The organism is Bradyrhizobium sp. CCGB12 (assembly GCF_024199845.1).
In the GTDB taxonomy this organism is placed as follows: Bacteria; Pseudomonadota; Alphaproteobacteria; order Rhizobiales; family Xanthobacteraceae; genus Bradyrhizobium.
Genome location: NZ_JANADO010000001.1, coordinates 5880829 through 5899668 on the forward strand (window position 1 = coordinate 5880829; position 18840 = coordinate 5899668).

The window sequence follows — 18840 nt, forward strand, 5'->3', positions numbered from 1 at the left end:
GTGAGCTGGCTGGTGAAGGGGACTATGCGTATGGCTGTGCGTGCGCGCAGATTGCGGGCGGAAGAGTTCCGTCGGCTGGAGCAGAGTTACCTGGTACAGGCCCATCACTCGCCGGGAGGGATCGAACGGGACAGCTTACTGAATCTCCCAGGTTCGGGGCCGAGCAAATCGAGAGACGCGCGGTGATCGGCAAGACGGTGGTGCTCTGCGCTATCGGCGCGCTCGTGCCACTTGCCGTCCTGTACATTCCTTAATGTGCCGCCGCCGTCGATGTCATGGCATCTGCCATTGTCCCGCCCCGGCGTCGATCGCCGCTACGACGATGGTCAGGTCCCAAGGGAGAGGTGAACGGTTTGCCAACTGAGATATTTGATCGACGTCACGTGAGAAAAAGCCTCTCGTCGGCCTTCACCTGATCCATTTTCTGCAGACGGAAGACCTCCTCGACAGTGACAATCCCGGGTGATGTCGTGGATGCCGCGATCCTTGAGGATGCGTGCGAAAACATTCTTCATCGCCGCGACCGACGCACGGATCGCGTGATTCCCAGATAACCATGGCGATCTTGCCGAGCGCCTTAATCGTCAATTTCCTCGGGCAATCTCCCCTTATCGACTTCATCAAGATTCACAGCCTGCCACCAAACGTCGCGCCTGTTGACTTCCGCAAGTAGACATTGGCAACACTCGAATCTACGAACTTGCGAAAGAGGCGCGATCCGCCTCCGCAAGAATGGAGGTCGCACGACTGTCCCCGTCGAAGATCTCTACAAGCTCCTTCGCGGCGATCAGGCCGCCGCGTAGGACGGTTGCGCGCACTGCGAGCGGCTCTATCAGAGCTTCATCGACAAACATGGACCTTGAAGCGCGTGCGCGTCGTTTCCCCCGCGAATGGCTGCCTCCGGATCAGCGCGCTCAGCTTGATGCAAAGATCGTTTCGAAGTCACGGGCTCTCAAACCGGCCAGCGATACCGAATTCATCAGGGAACTATGACTGATGTTTTGCCGCTTGATGAAGAATACCCACCTAAGATCCGGGTGGTGTTTCGTCGCGCCTTGGTAGCTGGCGGCGTGATGCTTGCCCAAAAGACCGCGCTCGAAACCGATGGAAGCCGCGGTGCTTGCGCTTGCAAACCGGTTTTCTCCAAGACCACCCTCGCGACCCAAGAGTGGTGCGGGCGCCTACTAAGGCTCCCATGGGCGAGCCGCGGCAGGTGAAGGGCGCAAAAACGTCTGTGCCGTAGTGTTACTAGGGCTCTTAACGGCGCCCCGATGGCTTTGCGGATGGGGACCGCGAGGCGATCATATTAACACTTTGCAGCGTCCGTGCAAATTCGGACCTAAGATGTCGTGCATGCGCCTCATCCTTGGGCTCTGATAAAAATGCAACCTTGACGAGGAAGCGGTTTAATAGCGATGCAATGCGCAGATTGTTGGAATTTTTCGAGCGCAAAGCCGTGATCTGTCGTCGCATCTCGATGAGATCGAGCGGGTTATCGGCGGGTTCACTCGTCAAAACGAAACTCGTGCTATCGATAAAACGAAGCGGACGCGCCGAGTATAATGACGCGCCGTTTCGCCAAAGTGACCCCGGACGGGGCAATTGTCCGGTATATGCAACTTAGCGCGCGGGAGGCTGGTCGCAATCGAACTCGCTAGTTAAGCTTGATGTCCCAGCTGCAGGTTAATTCTGGAACTGTAGGAAGCATTCGTCCTCGATGCACCGCGCGCAGACCCCTCGCCACCCGGAGGCGGTGACGAGCCTCGGGACCGCCGGTTTTCATGGGCCGGGCTGTTGCTCATCTGCCGGACACGAGTCCCTGCCGTGGCGGCGGATCATCTCGCGATGGGACCGCTTGACGAAGACGCGCTCGATGCAAATGCCGACAGTCAGTGAAGCAGCCAGGGCAAAGCCGCAGGCGAGATAGCTATTCATGAAACCCCACAAAATGTTGCTACCAGCGACGATGATAAACGTGAGTATTAGGACGGAGTTGCGAATTGCCTTGACCATGGTGTTCCCAGCTAATTGGCGGCAAGCTTTTAGCCTTGCTACCGTGACGATCAGAAGCGTTGATGGTCATCATCCCGCCTCTTTCTGCCGCCGCGACGCCCAATCGCACCGGCCGTCGCCGAAATAAATCAGCCACGCCTCGCGCGAGTTGTCGTCCTTGCTGCGGGGCGGGTCAGTTGGCATCCAGCTATCAAAGCTGGCACCGAATTGGATCGGCAGATCAATCGATTGTGGCGCGACACGCGGCTGGGATACTGGCCTGTGTGGAATGTGCGCCGCGATTAGGTGGCCCCTGGCCTTGACGACTTTCCATTCCGTTAATCCGAACTGGATTATCGCGGCTTTGTAGTCACACCTCGCACGCCGCATCGAGGCGGCCGGCGCCTCACTGGCGGTGAACTTCTTGCGGGCTAAACATCCGTAAGCCACAGCCCGACCTGGTCGTCTTCTCGTTACTTCTGCTCAGTTGCGCTCTGCTCGCTTGGACAGGAATTGCCGGTCCATTGTTCGACTCCAATTGCTACGCCGGGATTGGATAAGTCGCAGACGATCATCGCTGCCTTGATAGCGCCGGCTGCAGCATGCGTGGCAGGATCGCGTGCCAGCCAGGAACCCGATCAAATTCATTCACCAACTCAGTGCGATTGCCCCTCACCTTGGTCGATAAATTCCAATACAGTCTCAGCCTGATCGATCTCACGTGAGATACGTTTCAATATCCGAATCGTTGATGCCTGCCTAGGGACAAGACCCGCTCTTTCGGGCAAGCCTCAAATGAGGCGTCAGCATTTCCTGGGTAGGGACGACGCAGTTCTGTAGCGCGCTGGTTGTGATCGATGAGAGCATCTGTTGTACCATGCTTTCTTCCGCTTGAATCAATGTTGATTGCCTCTTCTGCCTGTTGGTTCAACCTTTCTTCTAATCGATTATCGGGCGAAAGTGTCTGATTTTCGGGGCGACGTCGCCGCTCTTCGACGGGTATATCGGCAGCTGCAGGAAGTCGGCGCAAAACGCCGGATGTGCGAGGAAAACGCGCACCGACCTTCAACATCTTGTCCAAAGGAATATTGGGGCGGCGCAAGATGAGGATTCGCATTTGTTATAGCAGCGCCTTCTGGATACGTTGTTGCCTAAACTGTGTTGGTTTTTCTCCAATGAGCGTTCAAATGGAAAACGTTGTGATCGTGCGTGCATCAGGAAGGCTCCTGGACCAGTTGCGCGAAGAGGCTTACCGCATTTCACGAGGGCACAAGGCCACCTGGTGGATCGAGCGTGGTGACCAAGGGAGACGCTTTTGCTTCGAGAGCGCCGAGGCGAAAAAGGCATTCGCGTCGATTTGCGAAAACCTAGCAATTTCGTACAGGGAAGCTTAGGGAGGTGATCCAAATCAGGGGCCAGCATAGCTGAAGGTGCCGGGATGGACGCTGGCTTGCGAACCCATGCCAAGTCTTCGAAGTAGTCGTAGAGAAATTGCGGATTCACTGCGAAGTCGTTTGCATCTGCGGCCTCGGCTGTTGGTTGGCTTGTCCGCCATCGCACAGTGCTTGTCGAACGCCTGGATCTGCAGGAGACATCAAGACTCGCGGTAGGCGCGGCTTCCTTCTCTGAAGCATAGAGCGGCAAGAACTTGCGGGAGATGGAGCCGGCCACGCGCAGGTTGAGCTCAGAGCCGGGAGCGTTCTCGCCCCGCCGCGTCGTTGGTCTGTCAGTTTGATTTCGTCGTGACGCTTGAACGCACTTTGCTGGTCGTTCGGCCTTCTGTTGCGTCCTGTTTTGCCGCGAGCCCCGTTACCCGCGCCGTCCACGCGGCAGGCGCGCCTGTGTCTCGGCCCTCTTCATCTCCGCGGCCGATAATGAGCGCAATTTCATCAAGGCAGAAGGCGCACCACGCGACGCGAACGCATTCGCCTCGATACCGGCCTAGCCGCCTCTATCCGCATGCCTCGAGCTGCCGGGAACGGTCATGACCCGTCCGCGGTCAACCGATATCGATCGCGGTGAGGACCAGGAAGCGCGCGACGCTTCGCCGGCAGAGCAAAACTTTATCGGGCGGAAGGCGGTGCGCAGAATGCCACATCGAAGCCACGACCGATTGGCGGATACGAGGACGAACTCGTTGCAGAGAACGATGTGCGCCGTTGCCGGCACGAAAATTGCTGTCTTGAGCCTCGAGAGTGCTGGTCAAAGCGATGTACGGAGATCGACAATGTCCTTCGTGTCGAGCGTCATAGAACGTCCGGTTCTATTCAACAACCGTGAGTTCTCTCTCCACCCCTGGTTCAGGTGCATCAGCAGAGGGCCGCCTCAATCGCTCATCATGCCGAGACTGGAAGCACGGGGAAGACGTGTGAGCTGATCAGAGCAGGCAAGGACATGCGGGGGCTGCCAATTCGACCCTGCAAACTCACAATGAGGTACGGCGTGGCTTTCGTGAACTACCGGCCTGTGCAACAACCACGATGGAGAGCGAGATGAATTGGCCGACTGTTACGGAAGTCAATCTCCACCACTTACGGGTCACCGATCCGCTCTTCGGAAAATACCAGCAATTGGTGAGGGAGGTTACGATTCCCCACCAGTGGGAGGCGCTGAACGATCGTATTCCCGGAGTCGCACCGAGCCATGCCGTAGAAAACCTCCGGATCGCAGCCAACCGAGCAACTGGGGAATACTACGGTTCGGTGTTCCAGGACAGTGATTTGGCAAAATGGCTGGAAGCAGTCGCCTGGTCGTTGTGCGCCACATCCAATCCGGAACTGGAGAAAAGCGCCGATGACCTGATCGAGCTGATGGAGGCTGCGCAGCGCGGCGACGGCTATCTGAACACTTATTTCATCGTAAAGACGCCTGCGGAACGATGGACCAACTTAACCGAATGCCACGAGCTTTACTGCGCCGGCCACTTGATTGAAGCGGGAGTCGCTTTTTTTCAAGCGACCGGTAAACGCCGCCTACTGGACGTCGCTTGCAGGCTTGCTGACCATATTGACTTGGTTTTTGGCCCGGAGCGCGATCATTTACACGGCTATGATGGCCATCCGGAAATCGAACTTGCATTGACACGCCTCTATGAAGTGACGCTGGAGCCGCGATATCTCACGCTAGCTAACTATTTCGTGGAGCAACGCGGCACAGAGCCGCACTTCTATGACCTAGAATATGAGAAGCGATCCCGCGATCGGAAAGCACACGACAAGTCCGGGATAATCAGATGGAAAGCCTATAGCCAGGCGCACCTGCCAGTCACCGAACAGCGAACTGCAACAGGTCACGCGGTCCGATTTGTATACCTCATGACCGGGGTTGCCCATCTGGCGCGTCTGCTTCAAAACGAGCAACAACGCCAAGCTTGCCTGCGGTTATGGCAAAACATGGTGCAGCGGCAGATGTATATCACCGGCGGTATTGGCTCGCAAAGCGCAGGCGAAGCCTTCAGCAGCGACTACGATCTGCCGAATGATACTGCGTACGCGGAAAGCTGCGCGTCGATCGGCCTGATGATGTTCGCCCGCCAGATGCTGGAGATGGAGGCGGACAGTCACTATGCGGATGTGATGGAGCGTGCTCTCTATAACACAGTATTGGGCAGCATCGCCTTGGATGGGCGGCATTTTTTCTACGCCAATCCACTTGAAGTTCATCCCAAAACGCTACGGTCCAATTACAGCTACGGTCATATCTCGCCAGTACGACAAGGCTGGTTCGGCTGCGCCTGCTGTCCGCCGAACATCGCGCGTCTTTTTACATCAATTGGTCATTACATCTACACGCCACGCTCCGACGCGCTCTATGTCAATCTCTACATTGGCAACAGCGTGGCATTAGCGGTTGGAGAGCATACGCTACGATTGCGCATGAGCGGGAACTATCCCTGGGAGGATCGGGTGGAGATTGCCGTGGAATCTGAGCAGCCGATCACCCACTCGATCGCGCTGCGCCTGCCGGCATGGTGCAGCGCGCCGGAGGTGAAGCTGAACGGCGAACCTGTCAATTGCGAGCCGAGCAAGGGCTATTTGCACATTCACCGCACATGGCGGCAGGGCGATCGCTGCGAATTGCAACTGCCCATGAAAGTACGCCGGGTGTATGGTCATCCACGAATTCGCCACTTGGCCGGGAAAGTGGCTATACAGCGTGGCCCCCTAATTTACTGTCTGGAACAAGCCGACAACGGGCCAGAGCTACACAATGTTTGGCTGGATGAAGACAGCCGGTTTTCGCTCGTTGAAGGTGAGGCCCTATTTGCCGGCAAACTTCTGCTGCACGCTGAGGGCTTTCGTTTGCAACACACGCTCTCTGAGGGAGCACCGCTTTATCACTACGACAAAGTACCTGGAAAGCGGCAACCGCAGCGTTTGACATTCATTCCGTGGTTCAGCTGGGCCAACCGCGGCGAAGGTGAAATGCGGATCTGGATCAATGAGTGGTGATTGAGGCCATGATCGCGGACGAAGCCGTCACGGAGGTCCGCAACGTCCTTGATTCGATCAGCGATGCGTTCCCGAGTGCCCGCCCGAGGCCGTGTGAGATCGAGCGGTAGGGATCCAGCCACGTCAACAAGGCTCGTCGCGACAAGAAACTGCCACGAACAAAACGGCGCCAAACGCGCCCTCAAGTACGCGCGTTAGTCCGCGAAATACGCTGGCAACGTAACCTTTCCTCAGTATGGCCTCCCTCGCTCTGCGTCTTCGCTTTCGAACGAGCAAGAGCTTGCTGAACCAAAGCGTCTGCCGGGAGCCACTCTCAGGCGCATCGGCTATGGCTTGAGCGGATTAACCAGTGCAGTCATCGAGGAGAAAGCAAGTCGATGAACACTCCTAAGCCAATCAGGTAGAAAAAGAGCTGCCGCAATGAGTCCACCGGCCCGGCTGGGGCCACCCGTACTCACCACTCCAATCGCATAGGACTGGAAAATAGCGCTGTTGTTGCCGACGCGCCTCCGGACGCGGTGCTCGAGCCGGTACCGAAGGAGCCGACCAAGCCACCGATACCCACGAGGCCGGTGAGAAGCGCCTGAGACAATATCTCCATGGCAAGCCTTTCGCCTCGCCTCGATCTGACCCGCGTCGCTCTTTGCAAGCGAGCACCTGCTAAGGCATGGCCGCAGACGACGATGGCGTCGAGCTTAGTTATGAGTTCCTAGCGCTGAACGCAAACCTTTCGTTTCACCGTTTGGCTGCAGACAACAGCCGGATTTCGCCGTCCTCACCTAATTGCTGGTCGCTGCGGTATTTCAACGTGACGACGTTCGCCGGCTTGCCACCCGCCCGCTTGTACAAATCGATGTCGAAAAGCAAGTCCAGGTATTCCCCGGGCTTAATGCCGCCGGTACTGAAAAGTGGCTTTCCTTCGATAACCATTGTGCTCACCACCGTGTGCGGTTCCTTGTCCTTATTCTCAAAACGGATTTTCTCACCGACCACAATGGTGATGGGTTCCGCGCGGTCCTTGCCCCTCTCTATAAACGTTAGCTTGCCGCCCGTTCTGGTCAATTCGATCGTTTTCTCCATGTTGTAGTCGCTCTGTTGCGCGTCGACGCCAGATGTAATCACGGCTGCAAGGACGAGAGCGACGCAGATCGCGCGGGTCATCTACAGCTCCTGAATTGCGAGAGGCCGTCCTGAGCGCAGCGAAGCCCTTGATCAAGAGATTTGCTATCAGCTGACCGGACGGCGGCTCGCCGCGCATCACCTATCTTGAACTTGTTTAAGTTCCTCCTGAAAGTGTTGCAGAGCGGCCGGAGAAAGGCTCTTGACATTTGCGGCCGCCTCAAGGGCCTGCGCTCGTAAGGAGGATACCGACCGGATGCTTTCTGGGGCGCGAGGATAGACCTTGGCAGCTCCTTGCTTATCGCCATCCGAGAGCGCCAAATTCTCCCCGCCGGTGTAGCATGGGCTGTTCGTACCGGCGACAAACATCCAATCTCTGAAAAAGTATTTCATGATAGAGGTTTTGTCGAAAGGACCGATGTCATAAGCGTGCGAATCGCGTAACGGCTTCAAATTGAAATCCACCACCGCCGCCGGCCAGTTGTTAGGTGGTCCGCCGAGGAGCGTGTAGAGCCCCGGTCGTCTGTTCTGGTTGTCTGGTCTGTATTGCCCGAACGAGTCCGTTGTCGGCACATAACCAGGATCGTCATTGAACCTGAAGTCGCAAGGGGCCAACGGAGATTGATGCTCGTGCTCAAATCCGATGGCGTGGCCGAACTCATGAAGGGCCACGGCCGCCCAATCGGTGGGCTTTTCTTGATCAAATCCTTCCAAATTGAGCGATTCCTCCCCAGGTCTGGTAACCGTCCGGTTGGTGCTATCGTTACCAACGAGCGAGTAGTAGCCGCGTTGATCAAAGCTTACGCGAATGTCAGCTGCGAAGTTCGAGTCCGATATATTCCAGGTTCGATACTTCCCCGTGGCCGGATCAACGCCAAAGTCAAACTTCAGATTAGCGAATTGGGCCCACTCCGCGACAGCGGTTGCGATCTGTTGATGAAGCGAAGTATCTCCTCCGCGGAACGCAACCTTTAGGGTTTGCGCAGGCTGCCATCGCTTTGTTAGATTGACAATGGATTGCGGTGAAAGGTTCGGTGATCTCACCGTGCTCAACGCGCGCCGGCGCTGTTCCATGCGAGCTTCGAGTCGATCTGGATAACGCTCTATAATAGGTAATTTTGTTTCGGCCCCCGCTGGCGCCCCCGTAACGCGATCGTCCGGCGCTACAGGCGGCCGCGTGTCTTGGGACCGAGCCGGTGGTGACCCCACGGCAATCGCGCAGGACAGCAGCAACATCGCGTTAATTCCCGATGCAAATTTGCTCATCATCCTACTCCTCGGTGCTGAAGCTCGCTGCGTTGACGCACCGCAGTTGAGCCACTCTTCATCTAAGTTTCCAAGGTATCTGTATCCTGGATCTCCTCGTGAATGGGAAAAGGAGGTCGCTGCCGTCACGCCACCGTTCGACCGGCTGGTCGGCCAAAACGACTCGGCCAAAATTGGTCTGCAGTGTGTCGGCGTTGGCGTCGTGCCAAGCTTCTAAAAGCTAAATAGGATCAATTGGGCACCCCTTTTGAAGGGAGTCCCACAGCCGTCGCGTTTGATTGCGAGAAGTATCCGCCAAATCCTCAACAAGTTACATTCAGATAAAAGACTTTTCGCGAATTGCCGCTACCATAGCGGGCGGGCCCTTCTCGGCATGTCGAGAACTTCCCGTGCATCAAATGAATTATACAACCGCGCGAAATTCGAGTCAAATATTCTTCCGATCGCCGCGCCTTCCAAGCTGTCATTCCGACATCCCGCCAACCTTATGAGCGCGTTGACGCTTCATCCAATCGCAACGCGCAACCTACTTGCTGACCGCATGGGCATATTGCCGTTCATGAAAAGGAGACGGTTCTTCATCCGCTTCGGCGGAGACGCCAAACCGCGGGCAACCGATCGCAGGATCGATGCAGCGAATTGCTAGCGAGGAGTGAGATAAGCAGAACCTGTAAGAGCGATACAAAGCCGCATCTTCGTATAGAAATGTGAGCTCGCGCTCGAGATGCTGCAGCATCAGGCGATAAATGCCTGTCGTTGTTACCACGATTCACTTTCGACGATGAACTGAGACGCAGCAATGGTTTGGCTTCCGAAGTCGTGCTCATCTTCGTCTTCCGGCTCATCGATTGTCTTGGGACTGAGCCGTTTCGTGGATCGCATCCCAGCCGCCCACGCCTCAATCGGTCCCCGCGAACCTTCGATATGGCGAAATTGTCCGAAAAGCCGCAGCACGAACATATCGATCTGGGGGGAGTTCGCTCGCTTCGCTTCAACATGCGCTCGCTGTGCTCCAGCGCCAGTTAGCGCGTCAGACATTGCATTGGGCTGACGACGAACTATTGAACTGACTTCTCTCAGGTCTTCTTACCCCCAAATCCGGTGAACGCCTTCAGGAATCAACCAACAAGGTGCCCTCGCACGAAGGCCGCGACCTCTTCGATCGAGGCCATGCCTTCGTCGAGCATCGGCGCAAACAATTGCCAGGAGTGGCACATGCCGTCCCAGACCTTCAGCTCAGCAACGACGCTCGCCTGACGGAGACGCTCAGCGAGTTGCACGCTGTCGTCGCGCAGCAGTTCCCACGATCCGACGTGAATCATTGTCGGCGGTAGCTTCGACAGATCACCATTCAGCGGCGTAAGATAAGGCGACGTTGGAACGCTGGCGCCGAAATAGACGCGCTTGAATAGCTCGACCAGTTGTGGGGTGAGCAGGGGGGCGTCGGCGGCGGAGCGGAACGACTCGCTCTGTCCGGTGAAGTCAAGTGCCGGGGACATCACAGCCAACGCACCCGGAATGGGTAGCCCTTCGTCGCGGGCACGCATCGCCGTCTATATTGTGAGGTTACCGCCCGCCGAGTCGCCGGACAGGCAAATTGCGGACGGCGCGAAGCCCTGTTCCAGCGCCCATTTGTATACGGCGAGCGCATCGTCATGGGCGGCGGGCGCCGGATGTTCAGGCGCGAGCCGATAGTCCGCGGCGAGGACGGCAACGCCGGAGGCACGCGCGAGATTAGCGGCGATAACACGGTGCGATCGTGACGAGCCAAAGAAAAAGCCGCCGCCGTGGAAATGAACGATCAAGCACTTGTCGTTCGAGTCGGGATAGTGGATCAGGTCGCCGCTGACAGGACCCGACGATACCCGCTTGATCATGGCGCCGTCCGGGATTGGCGTCTGCGCATTGCTTTCCTCGAACCATGCGCGCATGTCCGCCGGGCTGCCATTGTCTGGCGGCGGGAATTGCGCGCTCGTCTGCAAGATCGCTGCGAGCTGCTGCTTGGACATGTTTCCTCCTATTTCTTATGCGCGGCACGCCGGCAGATCGGCCGGTTGGTATAGTTTTCCCGAAGGTGACGAGGCGCTAGGCGCGTCGTCTTGCCCGCAGGGAGCGATCTTTCGTTCAGTCCATTCGCACGATCGGTTTGATCACGGCACCGGTCTCCGAATCGAATATCGCAGTATTGATCTCATCGAGGGTGTAGAACTTGACGAGCTTGTCGAACGGGAAACGGCCGCTCCGGTAGAGATCGATCAGCTCCGGGATGAAGACTGCGGGATCGGAGTCGCCCTCGACGATGCCGATCAGGCGGCGGCCACCGCTCATGAAATGGGTCTCGTTGAGCACGATCTCCTCATCCGGTCCTGAGGCGCCGAGAATGCCGCAGGTGCCGCGCGGGCCAAGGCTCTCCACGGCGTTGCGGATCACCGCAGGCAGACCGGTCGTGTCGAGCGCGAAATTAAGGCCCGAGCCGGTGATCTGCATGATCGCCTCGACCGGATTGGTTTGGCGCGGATCGATCACATGTGTTGCCCCCAGTGTTCTGGCGATCTCGAGCCTTACCGGGTTTATGTCGACCGCAATGATGGTGGTGGCACCTACGACGCCGGCGGCCATCAGCGCCGACAATCCGACCGATCCGGACCCGAACACCGCGAAGGATTTACCGGCGGCAACTTTCAGGGCGTTCATCACCGCGCCGGCGCCGGTCTGGATGCCGCAGGCAAGCGGCCCGAGCAGCTCGAGCGGGACTTCGGACGTGACCTCTACCACATTGATCTCGTGGCAAAGCGCATGGGTTGCGAACGACGACTGGCCGAAGAAATTGCCGTTGATACGAGCGCCGTTCGCCGACAGCGCGCTCGATCCATCCGCGCGCGCGGCGAAGAAGTTGCGCGGGAAGAATTCATGGCAGTAGCTCGCAGCATGATCCTTGCAGCTCGGACACCCACCACAGCAGTTGAAGGTCATCACCACGTGGTCGCCGGGCTTGACCTTGGTGATTGCATCCCCCACCGCTTCGACAATGCCAGCGCCTTCGTGACCGAGCACAACCGGCAGCGGCGTCGGCAGCATGCCGTCGCGGACGACCAGATCAGTGTGACAGACGCCCGTGGCTTTGACCTTGACGAGGATCTCGTCGGGGCGCGGGGGTTCGAGCTCGATGGTTTCAAGCTTGAGTGGCGCGCCCGTTTCGCGGGCCACGGCGGCACGAATCTTCATCCCTAATCTCCAAAGGTCAGACGGTTTGAGGCGCACAGCTTTCGGCACGCGAGCGCCGGAAGCTGTGCGGTATTTGCGAAGCGGTTCAAAACGGATACGGCGTCGCCTGCGGCTTCTCCGAGGTCCACATCCACTGCGTGAACTCTTCCCAGATCGCCGGACCGCTGATCCGGCTGCCATTGCCGGAACGGCCGCGCCCGCCGAACGGAGCGAACGGCCCGCCGTTGACCGTCTGGTCGTTGATGTGGAGCTGGCCGACCACAAGGCGATCGCCCACGGCGCGCGCACGCGCGATCGAACCGGAAATCACGCCGGCCGCAAGGCCATAGTCGGAACGGTTGGCGAGCTCGACCGCTTCATCGTCGTTAGCGAAACTGACGAGGCAGGCCACGGGGCCAAAAATCTCCTCGTCGAACGCGCGCATGCCCGGCTTCACGCCGGCCAGCACGGTCGCCTGGTAATATCGCCCGTCGTGGCCGCCGCCGGCCAGCAGCCGCGCGCCATTCGCCACCGCATCGTCGACAATCGCTTGGATCTTCGCGACCTGTGCGTCGCTGATGATAGGGCCAAGCGCAAACTGCCCGGACGACGGATCACCGGCGCGCAGATGTCGGGCCTTCTCGGCGATCTTCGTCGCCAGCGCATCGGCGATGTTTGCATGCGTGAGCACGAGGCCAGTCGACATGCAGATCTGCCCCTGATGCAGGAAAGCACCCCAGGCGGCATTGGAGGCTGCGACGTCAACATCGGCATCGTCGAGGATGATCAGCGAATTCTTGCCGCCGAGTTCGAGTTGCACCTTCTTGAGATGACGACCTGCAACCTCGCCGACCTTGCTGCCGCCCTCGGCCGACCCTGTGAAGGAGATCATCGCGATGTTGGGATCGGCGCACATCGCCTCACCTGCCGCCGCCCCGCCCGGCACCACCTGCAAGACTCCTTTGGGCAGGCCCGCATCCTCGAAGATCCGAGCGATGATGATACCGCCTGATACCGCGGTGCGGGGATCAGGCTTGTGGACGACAGCGTTACCCACCGCGAGCGCCGCGGCGATGGCCCGAATGGAGAGCACCAGCGGGAAATTGAAAGGCGAGATCACGCCCACCACGCCATGAGGCACGCGTTTGGCGGCGTTGGATCGCCCATGCTCCATCGGTGGCAGCAGGATGCCATTCGGCTCAATCGCGATAGCAGCCGCATGCCGCACAAACCCTGCACCGTGCTCGATCTCGATCGCAGCTTTGGACCGCGTCGAACCGCTCTCGCGCATGATCCAGCCGATCAGCTCTTCGCCGTTCTGCTCCAGCAGATCAGCCGCTTTATTGAGGATTGCTGCGCGCTCCTGCGGTAGCCTCAAGGCCCATGCCGACTGGGCCAGGCGCGCCTCGCGCGCGGCCTTCGCGATGTCCTTGGGATTAGCGATGCCGACCGAACCCAGCACCGCTTGCGTCGCCAGGTCATTAATGTCCAGGACGCCGCCGTCGGTGACGCTCCACTCGCCCAAGAACGCCTTGCCGCGCCAGCGGTCGATGGCAATGAAATCGCGCGCCTGCATATTCATGGATAGCTTCTCCCCCGCTTTTCGCGGAACTATTAATGGTGCGGCCGGTGCGACCGCGGCTTGCCGGGGGAAGAGAGAGCAAGGGCCGTTGCCTGCGCAAGGCGGCCAATAACGCGCCGTACTCCTTGTCGGAGACCGTAAGCCGGTCCTCTTGCTTCGCTTCCTCCCGCGAACGGCGCAACAGTTAGCAAGAGCGGTGCCAGCCGACCCGGCAGGCTCCGGCTGAACAATCAGTTCGTTGAATTACCAAGTGAGACCAGTCGGTTGGGCTTCCAGCCGCCATACAATTGAGTTTGGCCAAGGCTCTTCCATCCTTGAAAATTCATGAAATAATGAAACTTCCGAGCTAGCAAATTCACTATTTCATGAATAAAAGACCCTGATGAAGGAGGATGAAACCCGGATTTCACTGGCGGAAGCATCGCGCCGGGCCGCGCGCATTCTCACTCGAGGTGCGAGCAGCGAGCTCGAGACGGGCGCTGCACCGACCTTCAATGATCTTGCCGAGTCCCTGCATTTCGCGCTCGGCGACGGACGCATCTGGCTTAACGACCAGCGCATGGTGCTGATGCAGTCACAGGTGCTTGGGCGCTTGCGCACAGAGATCATCGACGCGTTCGGGATCGAGACCGCGAAGGCGCTGTTCATGCGGGTTGGTTACATGCAGGGTATGCGGGACGCCGAGTTGATCCAGAAGCGCTTTCCAAACGAGGACCTCACTCACGCGCTCGCGGCCGGCCCGCGCGTGCATACGCTGGAAGGCTTCGTCAAAGTTACGACGCGGCACTTCGAATTTGACAGCAACAAGTGCACATATTTCGGTGAATTCCTGTGGGAGGATTCCTCTGAAGCCGCCGAGCATCTTGCGAGCTATGGCCTTGCCAGCGAACCAGTCTGCTGGCTTCAGGTCGGTTACCCCTCCGGCTACACCACCAAGCTATGCGGCTGGCCCGTCATCTTCCGCGAGGTCGAATGCGCCGGCATGGGTGCGCCACGCTGCGTGGTGATCGGCCAGCAAGCCGAGGCATGGGGCGATGACGCGCCGGAGCGCAACTACTTCGGGTTGAATTGGAAGAGCGGCACCATGCGCCGGATCAGGAAAGTCCCGGTCGCAGCAGACCAAAGCCCCGCCGCCGCAGACGATGACAGCACCGTCGCGGTCGGCGTCTCGGCCGCGTTTGTCCGTACCCGACGCCAGCTCGAACGCGTCGCCGCCACCGACGCCACCGTGCTCTTCGTCGGTGAATCCGGCGTCGGCAAGGAGCTGTTCTCCAGCCAGCTTCACGCCATGAGTCGTCGCAATAGCGGCCCGTTCGTAGCGATCAACTGCGCGGCCATCCCGGAGCAGCTCGTCGAGTCCGAATTATTCGGCGTGGAGAAAGGCGCCTATACCGGCGCCATTGCCTCGCGCGCCGGATATTTCGAACGCGCCTCCGGGGGCACGTTGTTTCTCGACGAGGTCGCGTCACTGACCTATTCGGCCCAGGGCAAGTTGCTACGGGCACTGCAGGAGCGCAGGATCGAACGGGTCGGCGGTACGAAGACCATCTCGCTCAACGTCCGTGTGGTGGCGGCATCCAACGTCGATCTGACCGCCGAGGTTGCGGCTGGCCGATTCCGGCAGGATCTGTATTTCCGGCTCTGCGTGTTTCCGATTGCGATTCCGCCGCTACGAGAGCGCCGCGACGACATCCCACTTCTGATGGCGCATTTCCTCGGCATTTACTGCGCGCGCCACGGCCGGCAGCTCATGGGCTTCACTCGCCGCGCCACCGAGGCACTCCTCAAGTACGATTATCCCGGCAACATCCGCGAACTGCAGAACCTGATTGAGCGCGGTGTCGTCTATGCCGATGACGGCAGCACAATAGATATCGGTCATCTGTTCAGCGGCTCGGAGCTGTTGCCGCCATTCTCGATCCAGCTCACAAGTGAGGGACGATTGGAACGCACGCCATTATTTGGAGTGTATCCACCTTCAGCGCAGGAAAAACGCACTACCTCCGTCAACGGAGGCGCATCGTTGCCGGACGGGTCGTTTGCAGAAATGGAGGCCGCCGCCTATCGCTCAGCGCTAGCCCAAGCAGACAATAACGTATCGGCCGCCGCACGCCTTTTGAAGATCAGCAGACCAAAACTCGACTATAGACTCCGCCGTCTGGGCCTCAGGCCGTAGCGCCCCATTTTCGTACGGACCGTGGCTTAGGCGCGAAAACAAAACCCCAGACGGGACATGCAGGGACAGGCCGGCCACTTCCACGTAACTCGCTCACGATATTGGATAACGAGAAGCCAGAAGCGAGGTAGTTCGCTGGTACAAAAATCGAAAACGCATCGTGACTTGCGGGGAAATGCTGGCGAGGTGAGCTATCTCGACCTAGACAGCCTATCGAGCAATTCTTCGCTCGGTCGAGGCAACACGGCGTCTCCCTCCGGCTCGGAGCGACGCGCCGCGTCGCTCGATGCACTGGTTTGCAGCGCCGTCAATTCTTTGATGTCGGCGCGAGACAGCCTATCGCGATAGTCGTTCAGATCGACCTTGGAGAAACACTCCGGGTCCATCGCTGCCACGCGCTTCATGCCATATAGCATTTCCGGATCGCTCTCGATGTCGCGGCCCCTTGCGCATGGTCTCCATGTAGGACCACGCCGACGACACCGCCGCCACCCCGTCGTCTGCCGCACTTCTATCGGCACTTAATCCGGCGTCTTGCCCTGGTCGATATACTGCCAGAGCTGCGCCTTGGCCTGCTGTTCGTTCGTCTGCCGCGCCTTGTGCTGGGTTTCGAGCATGGCGTTGATGCGCTTCCGCGTCAGCTCTTGCACCTGCGGGCCTTTGATGCCCGAAAAATGGGGTTTCATGTCGGTGAAGAACGATTGCGTGTCGCGGCCGGCCGCCGTCACGTCGATGCCTAGAACGGCGTCGGCTTCTTGATTGAGTCGCTTCTTGTTGACACCGTCGCTGTGATCCTGAAGCAGGCGGATCGAGGCGGCAATCTCGCCCGACCCGCCCGTGCGGATCGCGTCCGTTACCGACTGCGGCAACCGGTTTGGCCCTGTATGGACGTTGGAAACTGGGGTCGTAATAGCGAGACTTAGCCCCGTCATCGAGTATTTCAAACGTCCCGATTCTGCCCCCGATGGGGGTGGGGCAGATGTGCGAGGCATGCCATTTCGCTGGCGCCGGTCTGGCGCTCCTGCTGATGGTCATCATCGGCGAGCCGATCATTGCGGTCAGGCAGCTCTGGTGCCGGTGACCCCCCGACGGCGATCATGGCCGCGATGATCGCGGTGTCGAAGCGACGCCGGCGATCATCATACTGCTGCCGGTCTGCAACTAGGTGCGCTTCAGGAGACGCTCGGAATCCTTTGCGCGTGTGCTCAATGCCTTGGCCAATCGTCCGATGACGGCGTTCTCTAATCCATCTTTTTGCGCGCGCGCGCGGATATCCGTCACGAGGTCGGGGATCTGCGCGGCCATGGAAACCAGGGTGGCAGTAAGCTCGTCCGCGTCAACACGCGCCTCGCGCGCGAACTTTTGCCATTGGCGCAAGCCGATCTGGCTAAGCTTGTACTCACCACCAACTTTCATTGCGAGTTTGATCTTCTGCTGCTCGCCGTCGTCGTAAGGAAGGATGCTAGCGATGTCGTACAGTGGAGCGAGACGTACGTGAGGTCCGCTGGCCAAGAGCAGGGAATAGTTCTTGGCGTGCGCATCAGAGCCTCCAATGAGCCAGTTGAACCCCAGTGCGCCGAGAAACGTTTCGACATCAGCCTCGCGGTCCGTGGAGTAGGTGCGCAGGAGTTCGATGACATCAGCCGGAGTTGGTCCGCCTTCGTTCTGATATTTCTTGGTCGGCAGGATGCCCATGGCTTGGCAGACATCCTCCTGATGTACCCGGATGATCTCGTTCCCGCTGACTTGCCGGTCGTAGCGTTCAACCACAATCGCTATTTCCTTTTCGAACCGCATCACCTTGGTTTCGGCGGTGGGCAGCCCGAGTTCGCGCGCGAGCTGCAGGCAGATATGCTCATTCTCCGCGTGACCATCGAAGTGCCCCGTGGGCGGCTTCAGGATGTGGGTGGTCGGAATGCGGCCCGACGGAATGCCCCATTGGTTCTTCTTCAGAACAAGGGCCGTTTTCGGTTGGTCACCGGCAAGGCTGAATTGCCCAGTGTCGCGCGGCAAGCGCCAGGCGGCGTGATCCTCGCGCAAGGCTTGAAGCCTGTTTGCCATTTCCGGCTCGTCCAGCCATTCGATTTTGTCGTCTTTGCCGGTCTTTAGAGCCTCCAGTCGATCAGGCGTGACGAACTGGACGGCTCCGGCACAGTCCTCGCCGACATTAGAGATGAGGGCAAAGACGTTGCGAGCCGAGACCTGGAACTTCTTCGCCCAACGATCGAGCACGCGCTCGTTGTCCGGTAGAAGTCCCCAGAGAAAGGCTTGGACGGCACTAGGACCATGTTCTTTGGCGGCGAGCGGCATCGACAGTGAGAGAGGGTAAGCCCCCCGTGTGCCGCGCCAGTTGTCGTTGTAGGCAAAGGTCAGCCGGCGGCGGGCATCGTTGCGTACGCGGCCAACTTCATTGCCCTCCAGGAGTGCGACAAGTTCGCTCGTCATGCTTTGCTCTTTTTAGCTTTGGTGACGATGGCATTAATGTCGACTCCAGCTTTGGGCGAACTGCGATTGATTGGAGTTTCGCCGCTCGCATCCAAGGGGATGCCGAGGGCATCAAGGGCGCGGAGGACAAGCGCTAACTCAGCGCGCGGATGGCCGTGCTCGACCTCGATCACCCATTGACGGCTGACGCCAATCCGTTTGGCCAGTGTCGACTGGTCGAGCTTGAGACGTTTGCGTCTGTCGCGAATGACTGCGCCGAGGTCGACAGGGGTGCGAATGAGCATGGGAAAATCCAAATGTCAGCATTTGCTTACATTAGCAAATGTCACCGTTCGCTGACAACAAGAAATGTCATCGTTCGCCAACAAGTTTGTATGTCACCGATCGATGACATTCCGCAAACGCCAAAACACAATGTCATAGTGGATCAACCCAAGCATTAACCAAGCAATGCCCGTTCCGCCGCCGCCAGTTCCTCACTCGTGGCATGGGAACAGGTGACCGCAGATGTCCACGGTCATCGCAATTGTTGAATGGCGAAGCCGCTCCTAAGAAATATTCGGCGGCAGTTCGAGGCCGCCACCAACCTTGCGGTTGACGCCCCA

The 18840-nt window shown here is 58.7% G+C and carries 11 protein-coding genes and 1 pseudogene; 2 read left to right on the top strand and 10 right to left on the bottom strand.

The window, feature by feature from the left end:
- Positions 1-1779: 1779 nt before the first annotated feature.
- The gene (locus NLM27_RS26895) at positions 1780-2013 is read right to left on the bottom strand and encodes a hypothetical protein (RefSeq protein ID WP_254146163.1); all 234 of its coding nucleotides are present in this window, start codon (positions 2011-2013) and stop codon (positions 1780-1782) included.
- A gap of 712 nt (positions 2014-2725) precedes the next feature.
- Positions 2726-3109 carry a hypothetical protein gene (locus NLM27_RS26900; protein ID WP_254146164.1) on the bottom strand — a complete coding sequence of 128 codons (384 nt, stop codon included), beginning with the start codon at positions 3107-3109 and terminating at the stop codon, positions 2726-2728.
- A gap of 1375 nt (positions 3110-4484) precedes the next feature.
- On the opposite strand from NLM27_RS26900, the gene NLM27_RS26905 reads away from it, so the two are divergent.
- On the top strand, positions 4485-6443 hold the full coding sequence (locus NLM27_RS26905; RefSeq protein WP_254146165.1) for a glycoside hydrolase family 127 protein: 1959 nt from the start codon (positions 4485-4487) through the stop codon (positions 6441-6443).
- 735 nt (positions 6444-7178) lie between these two features.
- On the opposite strand, the gene NLM27_RS26910 is transcribed toward NLM27_RS26905, so the two are convergent.
- The 5 genes and pseudogenes from NLM27_RS26910 to NLM27_RS26930 all read right to left on the bottom strand — a co-directional run bounded on the left by NLM27_RS26910 (position 7179) and on the right by NLM27_RS26930 (position 13614).
- Complete coding sequence (locus tag NLM27_RS26910) at positions 7179-7604, bottom strand: hypothetical protein (RefSeq protein WP_254146166.1); 426 nt, start codon at positions 7602-7604, stop codon at positions 7179-7181.
- A gap of 96 nt (positions 7605-7700) precedes the next feature.
- Entirely contained in the window at positions 7701-8828 is a 1128-nt protein-coding gene (locus tag NLM27_RS26915) for a hypothetical protein (protein ID WP_254146167.1), read from the bottom strand.
- Between the two features lie 1118 nt (positions 8829-9946).
- Positions 9947-10837, bottom strand: a pseudogene (locus tag NLM27_RS26920) (alpha/beta hydrolase).
- A 115-nt stretch (positions 10838-10952) separates the two neighbouring features.
- A complete protein-coding gene (locus NLM27_RS26925; RefSeq protein WP_254146168.1) occupies positions 10953-12053 on the bottom strand; it encodes an NAD(P)-dependent alcohol dehydrogenase in 1101 nt (366 codons plus the stop codon).
- Between the two features lie 85 nt (positions 12054-12138).
- Entirely contained in the window at positions 12139-13614 is a 1476-nt protein-coding gene (locus NLM27_RS26930; protein ID WP_254146169.1) for a benzaldehyde dehydrogenase, read from the bottom strand.
- Between the two features lie 382 nt (positions 13615-13996).
- Between NLM27_RS26930 and NLM27_RS26935 the strand changes: the two genes are divergently transcribed.
- Entirely contained in the window at positions 13997-15790 is a 1794-nt protein-coding gene (locus NLM27_RS26935; RefSeq protein WP_254146170.1) for a sigma-54-dependent Fis family transcriptional regulator, read from the top strand.
- Positions 15791-16311: 521 nt separating this feature from the next.
- Here NLM27_RS26935 and NLM27_RS26940 read toward each other — a convergent pair.
- From NLM27_RS26940 to NLM27_RS26950, 3 genes are all read right to left on the bottom strand, one after another.
- Positions 16312-16734: a hypothetical protein gene (locus NLM27_RS26940; RefSeq protein WP_254146171.1), complete on the bottom strand. Its 423-nt coding sequence runs from the start codon at positions 16732-16734 to the stop codon at positions 16312-16314.
- 217 nt (positions 16735-16951) lie between these two features.
- Positions 16952-18235 (bottom strand): type II toxin-antitoxin system HipA family toxin, encoded by a 1284-nt coding sequence (locus NLM27_RS26945; protein ID WP_254146172.1) that lies wholly within the window; start codon positions 18233-18235, stop codon positions 16952-16954.
- Positions 18232-18519, bottom strand: a complete 288-nt coding sequence (locus tag NLM27_RS26950; protein ID WP_254146173.1) for a helix-turn-helix domain-containing protein — start codon at positions 18517-18519, stop codon at positions 18232-18234. The genes NLM27_RS26945 and NLM27_RS26950 overlap by 4 nt, the downstream gene beginning before the upstream one ends.
- Positions 18520-18840 lie beyond the last annotated feature (321 nt).

Bases quoted from the DNA above. Each gene is read 5' to 3' on its own strand.
- NLM27_RS26895 (WP_254146163.1), bottom strand. From the start codon at position 2,013: ATGGTCAAGGCAATTCGCAACTCCGTCCTAATACTCACGTTTATCATC.
- NLM27_RS26900 (WP_254146164.1), bottom strand. From the start codon at position 3,109: ATGCGAATCCTCATCTTGCGCCGCCCCAATATTCCTTTGGACAAGATG.
- NLM27_RS26905 (WP_254146165.1), top strand. From the start codon at position 4,485: ATGAATTGGCCGACTGTTACGGAAGTCAATCTCCACCACTTACGGGTC.
- NLM27_RS26910 (WP_254146166.1), bottom strand. From the start codon at position 7,604: ATGACCCGCGCGATCTGCGTCGCTCTCGTCCTTGCAGCCGTGATTACA.
- NLM27_RS26915 (WP_254146167.1), bottom strand. From the start codon at position 8,828: ATGAGCAAATTTGCATCGGGAATTAACGCGATGTTGCTGCTGTCCTGC.
- NLM27_RS26925 (WP_254146168.1), bottom strand. From the start codon at position 12,053: ATGAAGATTCGTGCCGCCGTGGCCCGCGAAACGGGCGCGCCACTCAAG.
- NLM27_RS26930 (WP_254146169.1), bottom strand. From the start codon at position 13,614: ATGAATATGCAGGCGCGCGATTTCATTGCCATCGACCGCTGGCGCGGC.
- NLM27_RS26935 (WP_254146170.1), top strand. From the start codon at position 13,997: ATGAAGGAGGATGAAACCCGGATTTCACTGGCGGAAGCATCGCGCCGG.
- NLM27_RS26945 (WP_254146172.1), bottom strand. From the start codon at position 18,235: ATGACGAGCGAACTTGTCGCACTCCTGGAGGGCAATGAAGTTGGCCGC.
- NLM27_RS26950 (WP_254146173.1), bottom strand. From the start codon at position 18,519: ATGCTCATTCGCACCCCTGTCGACCTCGGCGCAGTCATTCGCGACAGA.